This window comes from Mycobacterium sp. NGS54 (genome assembly GCF_059812465.1).
This window is the reverse complement of sequence record NZ_JCALCS010000002.1, coordinates 139,357-156,893: the sequence shown is the minus strand read 5'-3', so window position 1 is coordinate 156,893 and position 17,537 is coordinate 139,357. Positions and strand designations below refer to the sequence as shown.

Sequence of the window (17,537 nt, the reverse complement as noted above, 5' to 3'; positions counted from 1 at the left end):
ATGCAGAGAATTTGGTGACCGGCACGCGTTGCCGTGGGCGCGGTCCGGGTGATCATAACGGGAACCCGTAGCTCGATCGCCCGTATCGGCGGTAAGGGTCAGCCGCCGGCGGGCGTGCGGTTGGCCGGCCCCCCAGGTGCGCTGGCGAGCGCGCGTTCGGCCAGCGCCCCCATCGCGGGTGCGAGCGCCCGCGCGTATTCGCTCGTGAGGTGATCATCGAAATACACCATGCTGTTGCCCACGACGACCGGACAGCGGTCGGCGGTGCAGAACAGCGGGGTGAGGTTTTCGTAGTGTCCGCCGCCGGCGTTGGTGGCTGCGGCCTCGTCCGCGATCCCGGCCCGGTTCAACGCCTTCGACCGCGGCGACGAGCAGGCCATCGCATCGTCGAGGTGGTCGGACAGGCAGATCGGCACCGATTCGTATGGATTTGGAACCGGCCCGAGGACCAGCACCTGCGCACCGATACTGCGCAGCTGGCGCACGAGACGGGTCAGGCCGTCGGACCATGCCCGGTTGTAGGGCTTGGGCAGGTAGTCCAGGCCGCCGTACCCGCGCGACATGCTCACCACGACGAGCTTGGGGTGCTCTGCGCGCAACCGCGCCAGCATCGCGGTGCGCCACTGCTCGCAGCGCTGAACGTAGTCGACCAGGCGGCCGACGAAGCCGTTGACGGGCAAGCTCATCGGCGGGCACGCCCCCTTGGTCAGCGTCTCCAGCCGCCAGTGCTGCTGCTCGGCGACCTGCTGGAACGCCGGGGCCCACATCGTGGCGTGCGAGTCCCCCAGCAACGCCACCGTCGTCGTCGACGCCGGGTCGCCCAGCACGCACCCGGGCTGTCCGACCGCCAAGAGGTTGCGCTGGCAGCCGTTGAAGAACTCCGCCCGGTATTCGGCGGCGGCGTGAGCCAGCGGCGGCTCGAGGTTCGACGGTACGGCCCTCAGGTTGGCGGCCGCCGCGACCGCGGCCTGCACCTGGGCGAACGTGTCGTGCACCGCCGCGTCGTAGGCGTCGATGCTGGAGCCCGGCGGGGGAGTCGACGCCGTGATGGTCAGCCGCGCAGCGGGCGCGCCCCCGCCGACCGGGTCGGGCAACATGCCGATCAGCACCACGCCGACGCAGACCGCGGCCGCGGTGGCGACACCGCCCAGCGCGAGGCTGGCCAGGGCGGACCGGCGTATCGGGGCGGCGAATCGGAAGGGGTCCTCGATGAAACGCAACGTGAGCGCGGCCAGCGCGCCGGCGACGAGGACGGTCACCAGCCTGCCGGCCAGCCCCAGGGGATGGCCCAGCAATGCCGGTGCGAGCAGCAGCACCGGCCAGTGCCACAAGTACAAGGAGTAGGAGATCCGGCCGATCGCGCGCATCGGCGCCGCCGCCAGCACGCGGCCGCATCCCCGGGCGGGTGTGGCGCAGCCGGCGCCGATCACCAGCACCGCACCCAGCACCGGCAAGAGCGCGGCCGTGCCCGGATACAGCGTGCCCGGGCCTAGCAGGCCGCAGGCCAGCAGGATCACCGCCAGGCCCGCCCATCCCAGGATGGCGGCGGCGCGCGCCGGGAGTCGGCTCAACTGGCCGGCCGCCAGCGCCACCAGGCCGCCCGCCGCCAACTGCCACGCCCGGGTGGGCAGGGAAAAGAACGCCACGGAGGGCGCGACGAAAGTGGCGGCCAGCGACAGCGCGAAAGACAGCGCCGCGACCAGGGCGAGGACCACCAGATACGGGGTCTGCTTGGACGGGAGGCCGGCCTTGGCGCGTCGACGCACCAGCCGGACGAGCCACGTCGTGCCGATGATCAACGCCGGCCACACCAGGTAGAACTGCTCCTCTACGCCCAGCGACCAGTAGTGCTGAAACGGCGAGGGTGGCTGTGCCGGGGAGAAGTAGCTCAGGCCTTCGTGAGCGAAGTGGTTGTTGCTGACATACAGCGCGCTGTAGACACCGTCCACGAGCACGTCGTGGGCCTGCAGCGGGGGCAGCAGGGCGGCCGAGCCGATCGCGGTGACCACGCCGACCACGGCCGACGCCGGCAGCAGCCGGCGGGCACGGGCTCCGTAGAAGCGGCTCAACTTCACGGTGCCGGCGGAGCTCACCTCGCGCCACAGCAGCCCGGTGATCAGGAAGCCCGAGATGACGAAGAACACGTCCACGCCGACGAACCCCCCGCCCACGCCGGGCAGGCCGGCGTGAAAGAGGACGACGGCCACGACCGCGACGGCGCGCAGGCCTTCGATGTCGGCGCGAAAGCCCGACCCTACTGAGCGCTGACCGCCCCGGCCGTCGATAGGGCTGACGCTGTCGGCGTGGAGCAAGGAAGCAACCTAGAAAAGAAGAAGAATGAGGGCGTGTCCCCCCGGTCGGGGGAAGTATCACACACGTGTTGAACCCATTGGGTATGTTTGCGAATCATTGTTCATCGTCTTCGGCTCGGGAGCTCTGGCTCCGTGGGCTGTCCGAGGGCTGACGGAAGGCGGAGTTCGCCCATGACCTGGTTGGGACGCCAAGCCGACCCGGTAGCGCCGAGTCGGGCCGAGACCCTGGAGGTGAACCGGTGAGCGTAGTCGACAGCCCGACGGTGGAAAGTCCGGAAGTCGATCGAACGAACCTGCACAAGGTGTGGAAAGCGGTTCTCGTCGGCACCGCGCTCGTGCTGGCGGCGGCATGCTATTTCCAGCCGGTACTGCTCGTCGTGTTCGGCGCGCTTGTGCTGTTACTGCTGATCGCGCGCCTCGTTTTCCGGGATCGCGACCGCTACATACCGAACCTGTATGCCCGGGACACCAGGGTGTACAACGACGCGTACCGCGCGTTCATCGCCCGCACGCTCGAGGACATGCGGCGGTGCAAGATTCGGGGCCACACGCTGTTATGGGAGGCGTCGCGACTGCCGAGACCCGGCGCCCAGGGCTCCGACGAACTGCTGCTCGACCTGGGCGTCTGGCTCGGCTGGTCGACGAGGCTGATGTCGGATGCCTCTGGGCGCCAGGTGTACGGCTTCGACACCTTCGAGGGCCTCGTCGAAGACTGGCAGATCGACGACCAGGCCCTCATCAAGCAGGGCACCTTCTCGCTGTCGGAACCGCTCGCGCAACGTTCCATGCAGGACACCGGTGTGATCCTGCACGACGGCGTCCCCGACGCGCTGGGCCGCAAGGTGCAGTTCGTCAAGGGCAGTACGTACGACACGTTGGCCCCCTTCCTGGCCGACCGCCCTGGCGCCCCGATCGCGTTGTTCCACATGGATCTGGACACCTACGAGAGTTGCCTGCATGCGCTGGAAACGTGCAAGGACCGCTTCGTCGAGGGATCCATTCTGGTCTTCGACGAATACCTCGTCACCAACGCCGAAATGCTGGCGTTCTTCGAGTTCGTCAGCAAGTACGAGCTGGAATGGCGATACCGGGCCTGGGGCCTCGAGATCATGGAGATGAATCTCGAGATGGTCGTTTCGCGGTGGAAGCGGGCGACCTACTACCTGCCCTGGATTCTGGGCTATTGGTTGGTGGGCGACGGCAGCTACGTCTGGAAGTTCTTCCGCAAGCGGTTTTGGCGGTTCTGGTTGGGCGCACCGGTCGGCGACATCTTCTTCATGCTTGGCGCTGCCGGACAACGGAAGTCGGTCAGCCTCGAAATCACCGGTCTCGGCAAGCTGGACCCGAACCGCCCAGCGTGACGAGGACCAGGCCGCGATGAAGTTTGTGTTGGCAAGCTGGGGAAGTCGCGGTGATATCGAGCCCAACCTCGCCGTCGGGCGCGAGCTGACGCTGCGAGGGCACGACGTGTGCATGGCCGTCCCTCCCGATCTGGTCGGCTTCGCGGAGGCGGCCGGGGTGGCGGCGGTCGGCTTCGGACCGGAGTCGAAGTCCATCCTCGACGCGCACCGCGAATTCTGGACCTGTTTCTTCAGCCACCCCTGGCGGATCAGGGATCTGACGACGGCGCGGCTCGCGATCGGCGGGCCTTTACTCCAGGGTTGGCAGGACATGAGCACGACCCTGAAATCCCTGGCCGACGGGGCCGACCTGATTTTCACCGGCATCAACTTCGAGGATGCCGCCGCCAACGTCGCGGAGTACTACGGCATTCCCCTGGCCACCTTGCACTACTTCCCGCTGCGGCCCAACCGCCAGACCCTCCGGTTCCTGCCGGCGCGGCTGCGGCGTCCGGCGGTGGCGGCGTTCTGGTGGGTGTCGTGGCGCGGGATGAAGAAGGTGGAAGACGCCCAGCGCCGTGAACTCGGCCTGCCGAAGGCAACCGGTTCCGCACCGCGACGGATCACCGAACGCGGATCGCTGGAAATCCAGGCCTACGACGAGGCGTGTTTTCCCGGGCTGGCGGCGGAATGGGCGCAATGGGATCGTCAACGTCCGTTTGTGGGCACGCTGACGCTGGAATTGCCGACGGATGCCGATCGAGATGTCGCGTCCTGGATCGCGGCGGGGACACCGCCGATCGTTTTCGGGTTCGGCAGCATCCCGGTCGAATCTCCGGCGGACACGATCGCCATGATCGCCGCGGCCAGCGCGCGGTTGGGCGAGCGGGCATTGGTGGTCGCCGGCGGGACCGATTACAGCGACGTCCCGCACTTCGACCACGTCAAGGTGGTGGGCGCGATGAATTATGCGACCGTGTTCCCCGGCTGCCGCGCCGTCGTCCACCACGGCGGCTCGGGCACCACTCCTGTTGCCATGCGCGCGGGGGTCCCACAGGTGATCCTCTATTGGGACCTTGTGCACGCGGTTTACGGAGCCGCGGTCAAACGGCTCAAAGTCGGCACCGCCCGGCGCTTTTCGACGGCCAGCGAGAGGTCGTTGATCGCGGATTTGCGAACCGTCCTCGCCCCGCAGTACGTCGCCCGGGCCCGCGAACTGGCCGGCCAAATGACCGAACCGGCCAAAAGTGCCGCGGCCGCCGCCGACCTGCTGGAGAATTTCGCCCGCCTCAAACGGGCTTGCTGATCGGCCAAGGCGATTTTTCAGGCAGGGGCCAAGGCCAGGAAGTATGGTTTAGCACTTGTTAGACCCAAGTAGAAGAGCGAGGAGCTCCATGAAGTTTGTGCTGGCGTGCTGGGGAAGCCGTGGCGATATCGAGCCCGTCGCGGTCGTTGGCCGCGAGCTGGCGCGCCGCGGGCACGAAGTGTGCATGGCCGTCCCGCCCGACCAGATCGCCTTCGTCGAAAAGCTCGGGCTTTCGGCGGTCGCCTACGGAGTCGACTGGTCGGAGAGCATGAAACCGTTGCGCAGCTTCATGAGTTTGTTTTTCCGCCAACCCTGGAAAATCCGGGGCCTGATCAGTTTCTGGCGCGACAGATGGGACGTCTTCACCACGTGCTGGGCCGACATGAGCAGGACGCTCGTCGCGGCGGCGGAGGGCGCCGACCTGCTGTTGACCGGCCAGAGCTGGGAGGAGCAGGCGAGCAGCGTGGCGGAGCACTACAACATCCCGTTGGCCACGCTGCATTACAACCCGATCCGGGCCACCGCCGCCCGACAGGTGCGGGCGTACGAATGGGGTTATTGGCTGCTGAGCAAGAAGGTCGAAGGCGCGCAGCGTCGTGAGCTCGGCCTGCCGAAGGCCACGAAGCCCGCGCCGCAGCGGATCGTCGAACGCGGTTCGCTGGAGCTGCAGGCCTACGACGCGGCGCTGTTTCCCTGGTTGCCGGCCCAATGGGCGGAATACACCAAGGAGCGCCCCAATGTCGGCACGTTGACGCTGGAGTGGCAAACCGACGCCGACGACGAGATCGCGGCCTGGATCGCCGAAGGCGAACCGCCGATTTCCTTCGGCTTCGGCAGCATCCCGGTGGACGACCCGACCGCGATCATGACCATGATCGGCGCGGCCACCGCCGAACTAGGGGTGCGGGGGCTGGTGGTATCCGCGGGCAGCGACTACAGCAACGGCCCGCATTTCGACCACGTCAAGGTGGTGGACACGATGAACTACGCGCGGATCTTTCCCACCGTTCGCGCGATCGTGCACCGCGGAGGTTCGGGCACGACGAACGCCGCCCTGCGCTCGGGCGTGCCCGCGTTGATCCTCTGGAAGTTGCCCGACCAGTTCTTCTGGGGAAACCAAATCAAACGACTGAAGGTGGGCACCGCCCGGCGGCTTTCGACGGCCACCACGGAAACGCTCCTGAAGGACCTCCGCACCATCCTCACCCCGGAATACGCCGCCCGGGCGCGTGAAGTCGCGTCGCAAATGAGCGACGCGTCCAAAGGCACCGTGGCCGCCGGCGACCTGGTCGAAAATTTCGCCCGCGCGCGGGTGGCCGGCTGACCGGCTGATCGGCGAACCGATCGGCAAGCTGCGTGACGGCTGTCTCAGTTACCTATTCGCGTGACAGGCGTCTCACCCAGCAAGTATGGTCTAGAACTTGTTATACCCATGTCGAGTAGATGGTCTGGAGACGCGGTTGAGCATCAATCCCTTCGAAGACGGCGGGGGCTGCTTTTTCGTCTTGGTTAACGACGAGAAGCAACAGCAGATGATCGGCGGTCGGAAATGACCGATCTACGTGGATCAGAGGGCACGGGCGAGAGCTTCGCGATCGTCGGCTACGCGGTGCGCCTCCCCGGTGCCGCCGATGCGAACGCGTTCTGGGATGTGCTGAGCGAAGGCCGGGACGCGCTCTCGGAGGTGCCCCCGGACCGCTGGGACGTCGACGAATTCTACGACCCGGATCCCGATGCGCCCGGAAAGATCGTCAGCCGCCGGGCCGGGTTCATCGAGGACGTGACCGGGTTCGACGCGCCGTTCTTCGGGCTGTCGAACCGGGAGACCATGCTGATCGACCCGCAGCACCGGATATTGCTGGAGACGGCGTGGCAGGCGGTGGAGCATTCCGGTACCGCCCCATCGGCCCTGGCGAACTCGAAGACCGGTGTGTTCATGGGTCTGGGCACCCACGACTACCTGGGATTGATCTCCGAACAGCTGAGCTACGAGGAGATCGAGGCATACGTCGCGATCGGCACGTCGTCCGCCGCGGGCGCCGGCCGGATCAGCTACGGGCTGGGCTTGCAGGGCCCGGCCGTGTCCGTTGACACGGCATGCAGCTCGTCGCTGGTGGCCGTCCATCAGGCGTGCCAGGCGCTGCGCTTCGGGGAATGTGACCTCGCGCTGGCCGGCGGGGTGAACGTCCTGCTCAGCGCGAAGACCGCGATGACCTTCTCGCACGCGCACATGCTGGCCCCGGACGGGAAGTGCAAGACCTTCGACGCCGCCGCCGACGGTTATGTGCGCGGTGAGGGCTGCGGTGTCGTCGTCGTCAAGCGGCTCGAGGACGCCATCCGGGACGGCGACCGGATCCGGGCCGTCATCCGCGGCAGCGCGGTCAACCAGGACGGCGCGTCGGGCGGATTGACGGTGCCCAACGGGGTCGCCCAGCAGCGCGTGATCGCCGAGGCGCTGCAGTGCGCGGGCGTCGCGCCCGGCGACGTGGGATACCTGGAGGCGCACGGCACCGGCACCTCGCTGGGTGACCCGATCGAGGTCCAGGCGGCCGGTGCGGCACTGGGCAAGGGGCGCGACACCGACCGGCCGTTGCTGATCGGGTCGGTGAAGACGAACATCGGGCACCTGGAAGCGGCCGCGGGAATCGCGGGTCTGATCAAGGTGATCCTGTCGCTCGAGCACGAGGTGCTGCCGAAGCACCTGAACTTCAGCAAGCCGTCGCCGCACATTCCCTGGGACCGGCTTCCGGTGCGGGTGGTGGACGAGGCCCTGCCCTGGCCACGCGACGGACGGCCCCGGATCGCCGGGGTGAGCTCGTTCGGGTTCTCCGGGACCAACTCGCACATCATCCTCGAGGAAGCGCCCGAGGTGGCCCAGGTCGCCGCGGCACCGGTGCCGACGGACGACCGGCGGTTCAGCCTGTTGCCCCTCTCGGCGCGCAACCCGGCAGCCCTGGCGGCGCTCGCCAAGGCATACGGCAGTTGGCTGGAAGCCCACCCGGACGCCTCGTTGGCCGACGTCTGCCTCACCGCCGGCGCCGGGCGCTCACACTTCGAGCACCGGGCCGCCCTGGTGGTGAATTCGACGGACTCCGCACGCGAGCAACTCGCCGCGCTGGCCGACGATCGCCCCGCACCGGGTTTGCTGCGCGGTGACTGCACCGACCGGCCGAAGACGGCGTGGTTGTTCACGGGCCAGGGCAGCCAGTATGCCGGCATGGCGCGGGAGCTGTTCGAGACCGAACCGGTGTTCGCCGAGACGATGACCCGGTGCGCGGCGGCGGTCGCCGACGTGCTCGAAAAGCCGCTGCTGGACGTGATTTTCGACCCCGAGGGTGACGACACCCTGCGGCAGACCAGCTACGCCCAGCCCGCCCTGTTCGCGGTCGAGATGGGCCTGGCCCGCCTCTGGCAGTCGTGGGGCTTCGAGGCGGACGTGGTGATCGGCCACAGCGTCGGCCAATACACGGCCGCCTGCATCGCGGGCGTTTTCAGCCTCGAGGACGGCATGCTGCTGATGGCCGAGCGCGGCCGCCTGTTCGGCAGCCTGCCCGACGGCGGGCGGATGGTCGCGGTCTTCGCCGCTCCCGAGCGGGTGGAAAGCATCACCGACGAGTTCCCCAGCCTGTCCGTCGCCGCCTACAACGGCGCCAACACCGTGCTGTCGGGACCCGTGCAGGACCTCGACCAGGCGGTGGCCGGCCTGGAAGCCGACGGTGTGCGCTGCGACTGGCTCGACACCAGCCACGCCTTCCACTCGGCGCTGCTGGATCCGGTCCTCGACGAATTCGAGGCATACGCGAACCGGTTCGATTTCGGCGCGCCGCAAAAGACATTGGTGTGCAACCGCACCGGCGCGGCCCTGGGCCGAAGCGCCAAGCTGGACGGCGCCTACTGGCGTCGCCACGCCCGGCAGCCGGTCGAGTTCGCCAAGAGCGTGCGCACCCTGGCCGAACTGCACTGCACGATGCTGCTGGAGATCGGCCCGCAACCGATCCTGACCGCCGCGGCCATGCGGGCGTGGCCGGACCCGGCCACCGCGCCGCGGGCCATCGCGTCGATGCGCAGGAACATCGCGGATCACCGCCAGATCACCGAAGCCCTCGCCAACGCCTACATCGTCGGGCACCGGCCCGACTTCGCCGCGCTGGCGCCGGTGACCGCGCGCAAGCTCGACCTGCCCACCTATCCGTTCCAGCACCGCCAGTACTGGTTTCGTGAGCAGCGGGCCGCGGCCACCCACAGCGCCAGCCAGCCGTCGGCCATGCGAACCCAGGCCGTCGGGCTGCTGGAGGACGGCCGGATCGAGGAACTCGCCGCGCTGCTGGGCGGTGGCACCAGCAATCCGCAGACCATCGATGTGCTGAAACAGCTTGCGGCAGAACACAACCAACAGCGCAACGCCCAGTCCATCACGGACTCCCGCTACGAGATCCGCTGGGAGAAATCCGCCGCCAAGGCCGCTGCGGCGGCCGGCGAGGGCTCGGCGTGGCTCCTCGTCAGCGACGACGCGCAGGGGGTTCAGCCGTTGGTCGACGCGCTGACGGCGCGCGGGCACCGGGCCCGAATCGTGGGGCTGCCGGTGTCCGACGCCGACGCCGAGCGGCTCCAGGGTGTGTTGCGCGACGCGGTAGCGGACGAACCGGCGCTGCGCATCCTGCATCTCGCGGCCGTCGGGTTGGACCCGTCACCGTCGACGCAATCGCTGTTGCGGATGCAACACCAGGTCCTGAGCGGAACCCGGCGGCTCTTCTGCGCCGCGGCCGGCGCTGACCTGCGCGCACCGATCTGGCTGATAACCCGTGGCGCGCAGCGGGCCACCGACGCGGACAAGGTGTCACCGGCGCAGTCCTGCCTGTGGGGCTTCGGTCGCGCCGCCGCCTTGGAGCACCCCCGACTGTGGGGCGGACTGGCGGATCTGGCCGGCAGCGGTGGCGACCAGTGGTCCGCGCTGATCGACCAGCTGGTGTCGGCGCCGGCGGGTGAAGACCAATTCGCGCTTCGCGAGGGCACGGTCTACGTTCCCCGGCTGACCCGGCGCTCGGGTCAGCCGGTCGCGACGCCGCTGGCGCTGCGTGACGAGGCAACGTATCTGGTGACCGGCGGGCTGGGTGCGATCGGACTGGAGGTCGCCGAATACCTGGCCGCGCACGGCGCGCGGCACCTGGTGCTGACCAGCCGGCGCGCACCCGGCGAGGCCGCGCAACAACGCATCGCCGCGATAGCCGAACAGACCGGCGCCGAAGTCCGGGTCATCACGGCCGACGTGGCCAACCCGCACGACGTCGCCCACGTCCTGGCCACCCTGCGGGCCGACCTGCCGCCGCTGGCCGGGATCGTGCACGCCGCGGGCGAGATCAGCACCACCCCGCTGCAGTCCCTGGACGACGCCGAAGTGGATCGGGTGTTCGCCGGAAAGGTCTGGGGCGCTTGGAATTTGAGCGAAGCCACCGCGGACCTGAAGCTGGACTTCTTCCTCAGCACCTCCTCGATCGCCGGGGTGTGGGGCGCCGGCGGCCAGACCGCTTACAGCGCGGCCAACGCCTTCCTGGACGGGTTGGCCTGGCGGCTGCGTGAGCAGGGTGTGCCCGGGGTCAGCGTCAACTTCGGTCCGTGGGCGAACGCGGGCATGGCCGACGAGGCGGCCCGCGCGGAACTGGACAAGCGTGGGGTCCGGCCCCTGTCGCCCGCCGATGCCTTGGCGGGCATGGCCGAGCTGGTGGCGTCGTCGGGCAAGGGCGCGTCCCACGGCGTGGTGGCCCGCATCGACTGGGCCAAGTTCCTGCCGCTTTACCAGATGGCGGGGAAGCGCGCTTTCTTCACGCAGTTGCAGCGCGAGGTGCCCGCCGAGGCGGCGGGGGCGGAGCAGGCGGCCGCGTCCGGGACCACCCAGCTGGTCGACCGGCTCACCGCGGCCCCGGTGCAGCAGCGCAAGAAACTCGTCATCGACTACCTGCGCGACGCCGTCGCGGACGTGACCCGGATCGACCCTGCCGAAATCCGCGAGGAGGCCGGGCTTTTCGACCTCGGAATGGACTCGCTGATGGCGGTCGAACTGCGGCGCCGGCTCGAGCGAGCGGTCGGCGCGGAGCTGCCGTCGACCCTGGCGATGGACTACCCGCGCATCACCGACGTGGCGAACTTCCTCGTCAACGACGTCCTGAGCCTCGACGCACCGGCGCCCGTCGCCGCGGCGGCGCAGCCGGCGCCCGCGGTGGCCGCGGTCACGGCGCGCACGGACGAGCCGATCGCGATCGTCGCGGTGGCCTGCCGCTTTCCGGGCGCACCCGACCCCGACGCCTACTGGGAGCTGCTGTCCGGCGGCGTCGACGCGATCCGGGAGATCCCGGACGACCGCTTCAACGTCGACGAGTACTACGACCCCGACCCCGAGGCGGCGGGCAAGATCTACACCCGCTACGGCGGATACCTGGAAAGCATCGACGGATTCGATCCGGAGTTCTTCGGTATCTCCCCGCGCGAGGCCGTGTGGATGGATCCCCAGCAGCGGTTGATGCTGGAGATCGCGTGGGAGGGCCTGGAACGTGCCGGGTACGCGCCCGCGGGGTTGCGCGGCAGTCGAACCGGCGTGTTCGTGGGTGTGGCGGCAAACGAGTATTCGCAGCTGCTGAACGCGAACTCGGTCGACACCATCGAGGCCCACTTCATCACCGGCAACGCGCTGAATGTCATCGCGGGCCGGGTGGCGTTCGCGCTCGGGCTGGAAGGGCCGGCGATGGCGGTGGACACCGCGTGCAGCGCCTCGCTGGTGGCCGTCCACCAGGCCTGTCAGGCCCTGCATTCCGGTGACTGCGACATGGCGCTGGCCGGTGGGGTGAACGTGTTGGTGAGCCCCGCGTCCATCGTCGCCACCGCGCGCGCCAGAATGCTTGCCGCCGACGGCCGTTGCAAGACCTTCGACGCGGCCGCGAACGGCTACGCGCGCAGCGAGGGCTGCGGGATCCTGGTGCTCAAACGGCTCAGCGATGCCGAGCGCGACGGCGACCACATTTGCGCCGTCATCCGCGGCAGCGCGGTCAACCAGGACGGCGCGTCCAGCGGTCTGACGGTGCCGAACGGTGGTGCGCAGCAACGGCTTATCGCTGCGGCGCTGGCTCGCGCCGGTCTCGCCGGCGGGGACGTCGATTACCTCGAGGCGCACGGCACGGGCACCTCGCTGGGCGACCCGATCGAGGTTCAGGCCGCCGCGGCCGCCTATGGCGTCGGCCGTGACCCGAACCGGCCGCTGCTGATCGGGTCGGCGAAGACCAACATCGGGCACCTCGAATCGGCGGCCGGGATCGCCGGCCTGATCAAGGTCGTGTTGTCCTTGCAGCACGAGGCCCTGCCGCAGAACCTGCACTTCGAGAACCCGTCGCCGAACATCCCATGGGACTCGCTGCTGGTTCGGGTGGTGGACAAGCCGCTTGCCTGGCACGCCAACGGCAGGCCGCGCCGCGCCGGGACGAGTTCCTTCGGGTTCTCCGGCACCAACGCGCACGTCCTCATCGAGGAGGCGCCGGCGAAATCCGAAGTCGCCGAGGGCTCTTCCGCGGACGACGTCGCCCCCGACGTCACCGCGGCCACCGAGCCCGGGCACGGACCCGTCAGCGTGCTGCCGCTGTCGGCGCGCTCGCCGCAGGCGCTGGTGTCGTTGGCGCAACGGTACGGCGCCTGGCTGGAGGAGCACCCGGACGCCGACATCACCGACGTGTGCTACACGGCGGCGGTGGGGCGTTCGCATTTCGAACACCGGGCGGCGCTGGTCGTGGACTCGGTTCAGGGCGCCCGCGAGCTGCTGGCCGGGTTGGCCGAGAACCGGCTGGGGCCGGGCGCGGTGCGCGGCGAGTGCGGTGACCCGCCGAAGACGGCGTGGTTGTTCACCGGGCAGGGCAGCCAATACTCGGGAATGGCGCGCGAGTTGTTCGACACGGAGCCGGTTTTCGCCGACACCGTGAAGCAGTGCGCGGAAGCCATCGACGGGATGCTGCCGCGCCCGCTGCTGGAGGTGCTGTTCGACGAGGAGGCCGCAGAAACCCTGCGGCACACCTCGTTTGCCCAGCCGGCGCTGTTCGCCATCGAGATGGGCCTGGCGAGGTTGTGGCAGTCGTGGGGCGTCGAGCCCGACGTGGTGCTGGGCCACAGCGTGGGCCAGTACGCCGCGGCGTGCGTGGCCGGGGTGTTCAGCCTCGAGGACGGGGCGCGGCTGATGGCCGAACGCGGCCGGCTGTTCGGGAACCTGCCCGAGGGCGGCCGGATGGTGGCGGTGTTCGCCGACCCCCAGCAGGTGGAGCGCATCGCCGACGAGTTCCCGCACATTTCGGTCGCCGCCTACAACGGCCCGAACACGGTGCTGTCGGGTCCGGCCGGCGACCTGGAACAGATCGTCGCCAGGCTCAGCGGCGACGGCACCCGCTGCACCTGGCTGGAAACCAGCCATGCCTTCCATTCGGAGTTGCTGGAGCCGGCGCTCGACGAATTCGAGTCGTTCGCAAAGGGATTCGAATTCGCCGTGCCGACCCTGCCCCTGGTGTGCAACCGCACCGGAGCGGTGATCACCGCGGAGACCCCGCTGGACGCGCAGTACTGGCGGCGGCATTCCCGCCAGCCGGTGCAGTTCGCCGAAAGCGTGCAGACCGTGGCGGGGCTGGGCTGCTCGGTGTTGATGGAGATCGGCCCGCAACCGGTGCTGACCGGGGCCGCGGTGCAGGCCTGGCCCGAGTCCTCGGCCACGCCGCGTTCCATCGTGTCCCTGCGCAAGGGCGTCGACGCCCGGGGGCAGATCGCCGAAGCGCTGGCCGCGGTCTACGTGGCCGGGCACCGGCCCGACTTCGCCGCGCTGTACCACCGGCCGCACCACACGGTCGAATTGCCTACCTACCCCTTCCAGCGCCGCCGGTTCTGGCCCAAAACCGCCGACGTCGCGGTCGACGGCGCCGCCGCCTCCGGAATCCTGGGTAGCGCAAAGGATCTCGCCTCCGGTGACTCCGTCTACACCAGCAGGTGGTCCGTCAAGTCGCAGCCGTGGCTTTCCGATCACGTCATCTACGGCACCGTCGTCGTTCCCGGCGCCACGTACGCGGCGATGGCCATCGCCGCGGTCGGGGCCCCGGCCCAGGTGCGCGACGTCTTCTTCTACGAGCCGATCATCCTGCCCGACAAGAACTCCCGGGAGGTGCAGCTGACCGTGCATCCCCTCGAGGACGGGGGAGGTTGGACCTTCCATGTGCACAGCCGGCCGTACGGTGACCGCGACGCCGAGTGGTCGCTGAACGCCGACGGCCGGATCGTCAGCGGGGATGACGAAGAGCCCGCGCTGGAGCCGTCGGAATCCATCGACGCGGCCTGCGAGCGGCTGGGCCGCACGCGTCCGCAGCAGCTGTTCGACACCTTCGCCGACATGGAGCTGGCCTGGGGTCCCACCTGGGCCACGTCGCTCAAATCGCTGTGGGCCGGTGAGGGCGAGGCGGTCGGCGATATCGCCATCGGCGACGAGCTCGCCGAACAGCTGGGTACGGAGCCGATCCACCCGGTGCTGCTCGACCTGTGCACCGGGATCGCGTTCCCGGCCTTGGAGGCGGCGCTCGCAGCGACGGAAGACGGCGGGGGACTGAGCGATCTGTTCCTGCCGCTGCGCTACGGGCGGGTGGTGCTGCACGACAAGATGCCCAAGCGGTTCTACTGCCGCGCGCGTTGGCAGAGTGGCGGTCTCGACAGCGAAACGCAGGCCTTCGATCTCGACTTCGTGGATCGCGACGGCCGCCAGCTCGGCGAGATCCGCGACTTCACGGTCAAACGCGCGCCCCGGGAGGCGCTGCTGCGCGGGCTCGGCGGCGACGCCACCCGCAACCTGTACACCCTGGGCTGGGAGGAAGTGCCGGCCCCGGCATCGGGCGGCGCCGCCGGAAACGGCGACGGCACCTGGCTGATAGCCGGGTTTGAGGAGCTGGCGGCCGACGTGCCGGGTTGTGTCTCGGTGGACCGCGCATCGCTGGACTCGGAGCGCTGGACGCGGCTGTTCGCGGAGGCTCAGGAGCGCGGCGCCCCCGTGGCCGGCGTCGTCTGGCGCAGCCCCGGGCGGCCCGACGCTGGAGAGTCGGGCGCCGAATTCGCCGGGCGGCTCGAGACCGAGATCGATGAGCTGCTCACGGCCGTGCGCGCGCTGCTGGCGCAGCAGGACCTGAAACTCACCGGCGGCCTGTGGATCGTCACCGAACGCGCGGTGGCGACCGAGGCCGGCGAGCCGGTGGACGCGGCGCAGTCGGCGCTGTGGGGCTTCGGGCGGACCGTCATCACCGAGCAGCCGAGCCTGCGCTGCCGGCTGGTCGACTCGGACGGGGCCGACGATGCCGTGCGCTCGCTGGCCGGCCTGCTCGGCACGCCCGCGGACGAACCCGAAGTCGCGTTGCGGCAAGGGAAGTACTTCGTGCCGCGGCTGCTGCCGTGGGCGCGCGACGGCCACCTCGAGGTGCCGCGCACGACCGACTACATCCTGGACGTGACGGAACGCGGTGCGATCGACAACCTCCGCCTGATCGAGATGAAGGTGCCGCCGCCGGCGGCGGGTCAGGTCCAGATCCGGGTGGAGGCGGCGGGCCTGAACTTCCGCGACGTGCTCAACGTGCTCGGCCTCTATCCGGGCGATCCGGGCCGAATCGGCGGCGGTGACCTCTCCGGCGTCGTCACCGAACTGGGTGCCGGGGTAACGGGATTCGAGGTCGGCCAGCGCGTCTTCGGCTTCATGCCGGGGTCGTTCACCACCCGCGTCAACGTGCCGCAGGAGTTCCTGGCGGCGGTGCCGAACGGGGTGAGCGCCGTGGGAGCGGCGACCATTCCCGCGGGTGCGCTGACGACCCGGCTCGCGTTCGACTGGGCGCAGGTCGGGCCCGGCGATCGGGTGCTGATCCACGCCGCCAGTGGCGGCGTCGGCCTGGCCGCGATCCAGCTGGCGCAGCAGCGCGGTGCGACCGTGTTCGCCACCGCCAGCGCCTACAAGCGCGCGACGTTGCGCAAGCTGGGCGTGGAACACGTCTACGACTCGCGCAGTACGGATTTCGCCGACCAGATACTGGCGGACACCGGCGGCGCGGGTGTCGACGTGGTGCTCAACAGCCTGACCAACGAGGGGTTTGTCGAGGCGACGGTGCGGGCCACCGCACAGGGCGGCCGGTTCGCCGAGATCGCCAAGCGCGACATCTGGACCCCGGAGCAGATGGCGGCGGCCCGTCCCGACATCGCCTACGAGATCGTCGCGCTGGACGTGACCATCGAGCAGGAACCCGAGCGGGTCGGGAGGTTGCTGGCCGAGCTGGCGGACAGCATGGCCCGCGGCGAACTGGCGCCGCTGGCGGCCGAGGTCTACCCGGTGACGGAGGCCAAGACGGCGTTCCGCCGCATGCAGCAGGCGCGGCACATCGGCAAGATCGTGCTGCAGATGCCGAAACCGCTGCAGCCGCGCGGGGATCGGAGCTATCTGATCACCGGTGGCGTCGGTGCGCTCGGCCTGCACACGGCGGCCCATCTGGCCCAACTCGGCGCCGGTGACATCGTGTTGACCAGCCGGCGCGCACCCGATGCGGACGCGCAGCTGGCCATCGACGGCATCACCGAGCGCTACCGAAGCCGCATCCACGTCATCACGGCCGACGTCGGCGAGCGGTCAGAAGTCGAAGGTCTGCTGGAGCGGATCCGGGCGGACTTCCCACCGCTCGCGGGGGTGGCGCATCTGGCGGGCGTCCTCGACGACGCGCTGCTGCCACAGCAGACCCTCGAGGGTTTCCGCAAGGCGTTGGCGCCGAAGGCCTTCGGCGGCTGCCACCTGCATCAGCTGACGAAGGACGACGATCTCGACTTCTTCGTCGTCTACTCGTCGGCGTCCAGCGTGATCGGTTCGCCCGGCCAGGCCAACTACGCGACCGCCAACGCGCTGCTCGACGGGCTCGTCGCGGACCGCAGGGCCCAGGGCCTGCCCGCGACCGCGATCAACTGGGGCCCGTGGGCCAAGGGCGGCATGGCCACTTCGCACGCCGCGCGCGCCAACCTCAGTGCGCAGGGCCTGATCCCGCTGGAGCCCTCGGCCGCCCTCAACGCGCTCGACGAGATCCTCGCCCACGGAACCGGGCAGGCGACCGTCATCAAAGCCAACTGGCAGCGCGCCGCGAAGGGGTTGGGCGCCTCTCGCCCGGCGATGCTCGACCATGTGCTGCCGAGCGCTGTCACGGCAACCCGCGGCGACAGCGAGTTGTTGCGGCAACTGCACGAGGTGCCGGAGGCGGAGCGCGGCAGCTTCCTCACGGAATACCTGCGCTACGAGGTCCAGAATTTCCTGCGCCTCGCGCAGCCGCCGGCCGCCACCAGCCGGTTCCTGGAGCTGGGCACCGATTCACTGATGGCGGTCGAATTCAGCAACCGGTTGCTCCCGCAGTTCGGTGGCGCGTTCACGATCAGCGCCACCGCGGTATTCGACTATCCGACGATCGGGTCGCTCGCCGAGTACCTGGCCGGTCAGGTGCCGGAGTCGGATAGGGCGGATTCGGTCGGCCTGGTCGAGCCCACGTAATCGACGCGACCAAATGGCCG

The 17,537-nt window shown here is 69.4% G+C and carries 5 protein-coding genes; 4 read left to right on the top strand and 1 reads right to left on the bottom strand.

The features are described from left to right. Positions 1–98: 98 nt before the first annotated feature. Positions 99–2,312 carry an acyltransferase family protein gene (locus AC5Y5E_RS05505; protein ID WP_499901981.1) on the bottom strand — a complete coding sequence of 738 codons (2,214 nt, stop codon included), beginning with the start codon at positions 2,310–2,312 and terminating at the stop codon, positions 99–101. A gap of 239 nt (positions 2,313–2,551) precedes the next feature. Here AC5Y5E_RS05505 and AC5Y5E_RS05500 point away from each other — a divergent pair, with 239 nt between their 5' ends. The 4 genes from AC5Y5E_RS05500 (at position 2,552) to AC5Y5E_RS05485 (ending at position 17,517) form a co-directional block, all read left to right on the top strand. Beyond that, positions 2,552–3,673: a class I SAM-dependent methyltransferase gene (locus tag AC5Y5E_RS05500; protein ID WP_499901980.1), complete on the top strand. Its 1,122-nt coding sequence runs from the start codon at positions 2,552–2,554 to the stop codon at positions 3,671–3,673. A 16-nt stretch (positions 3,674–3,689) separates the two neighbouring features. Next, positions 3,690–4,958, top strand: coding sequence for a glycosyltransferase (locus AC5Y5E_RS05495; protein ID WP_499901979.1), 1,269 nt, complete (start codon positions 3,690–3,692; stop codon positions 4,956–4,958). 88 nt (positions 4,959–5,046) lie between these two features. Next, positions 5,047–6,282 (top strand): glycosyltransferase, encoded by a 1,236-nt coding sequence (locus AC5Y5E_RS05490; RefSeq protein WP_499901978.1) that lies wholly within the window; start codon positions 5,047–5,049, stop codon positions 6,280–6,282. A 225-nt stretch (positions 6,283–6,507) separates the two neighbouring features. Beyond that, positions 6,508–17,517, top strand: coding sequence for a type I polyketide synthase (locus AC5Y5E_RS05485; protein ID WP_499901977.1), 11,010 nt, complete (start codon positions 6,508–6,510; stop codon positions 17,515–17,517). The last annotated feature ends 20 nt before the right edge of the window (positions 17,518–17,537 follow it).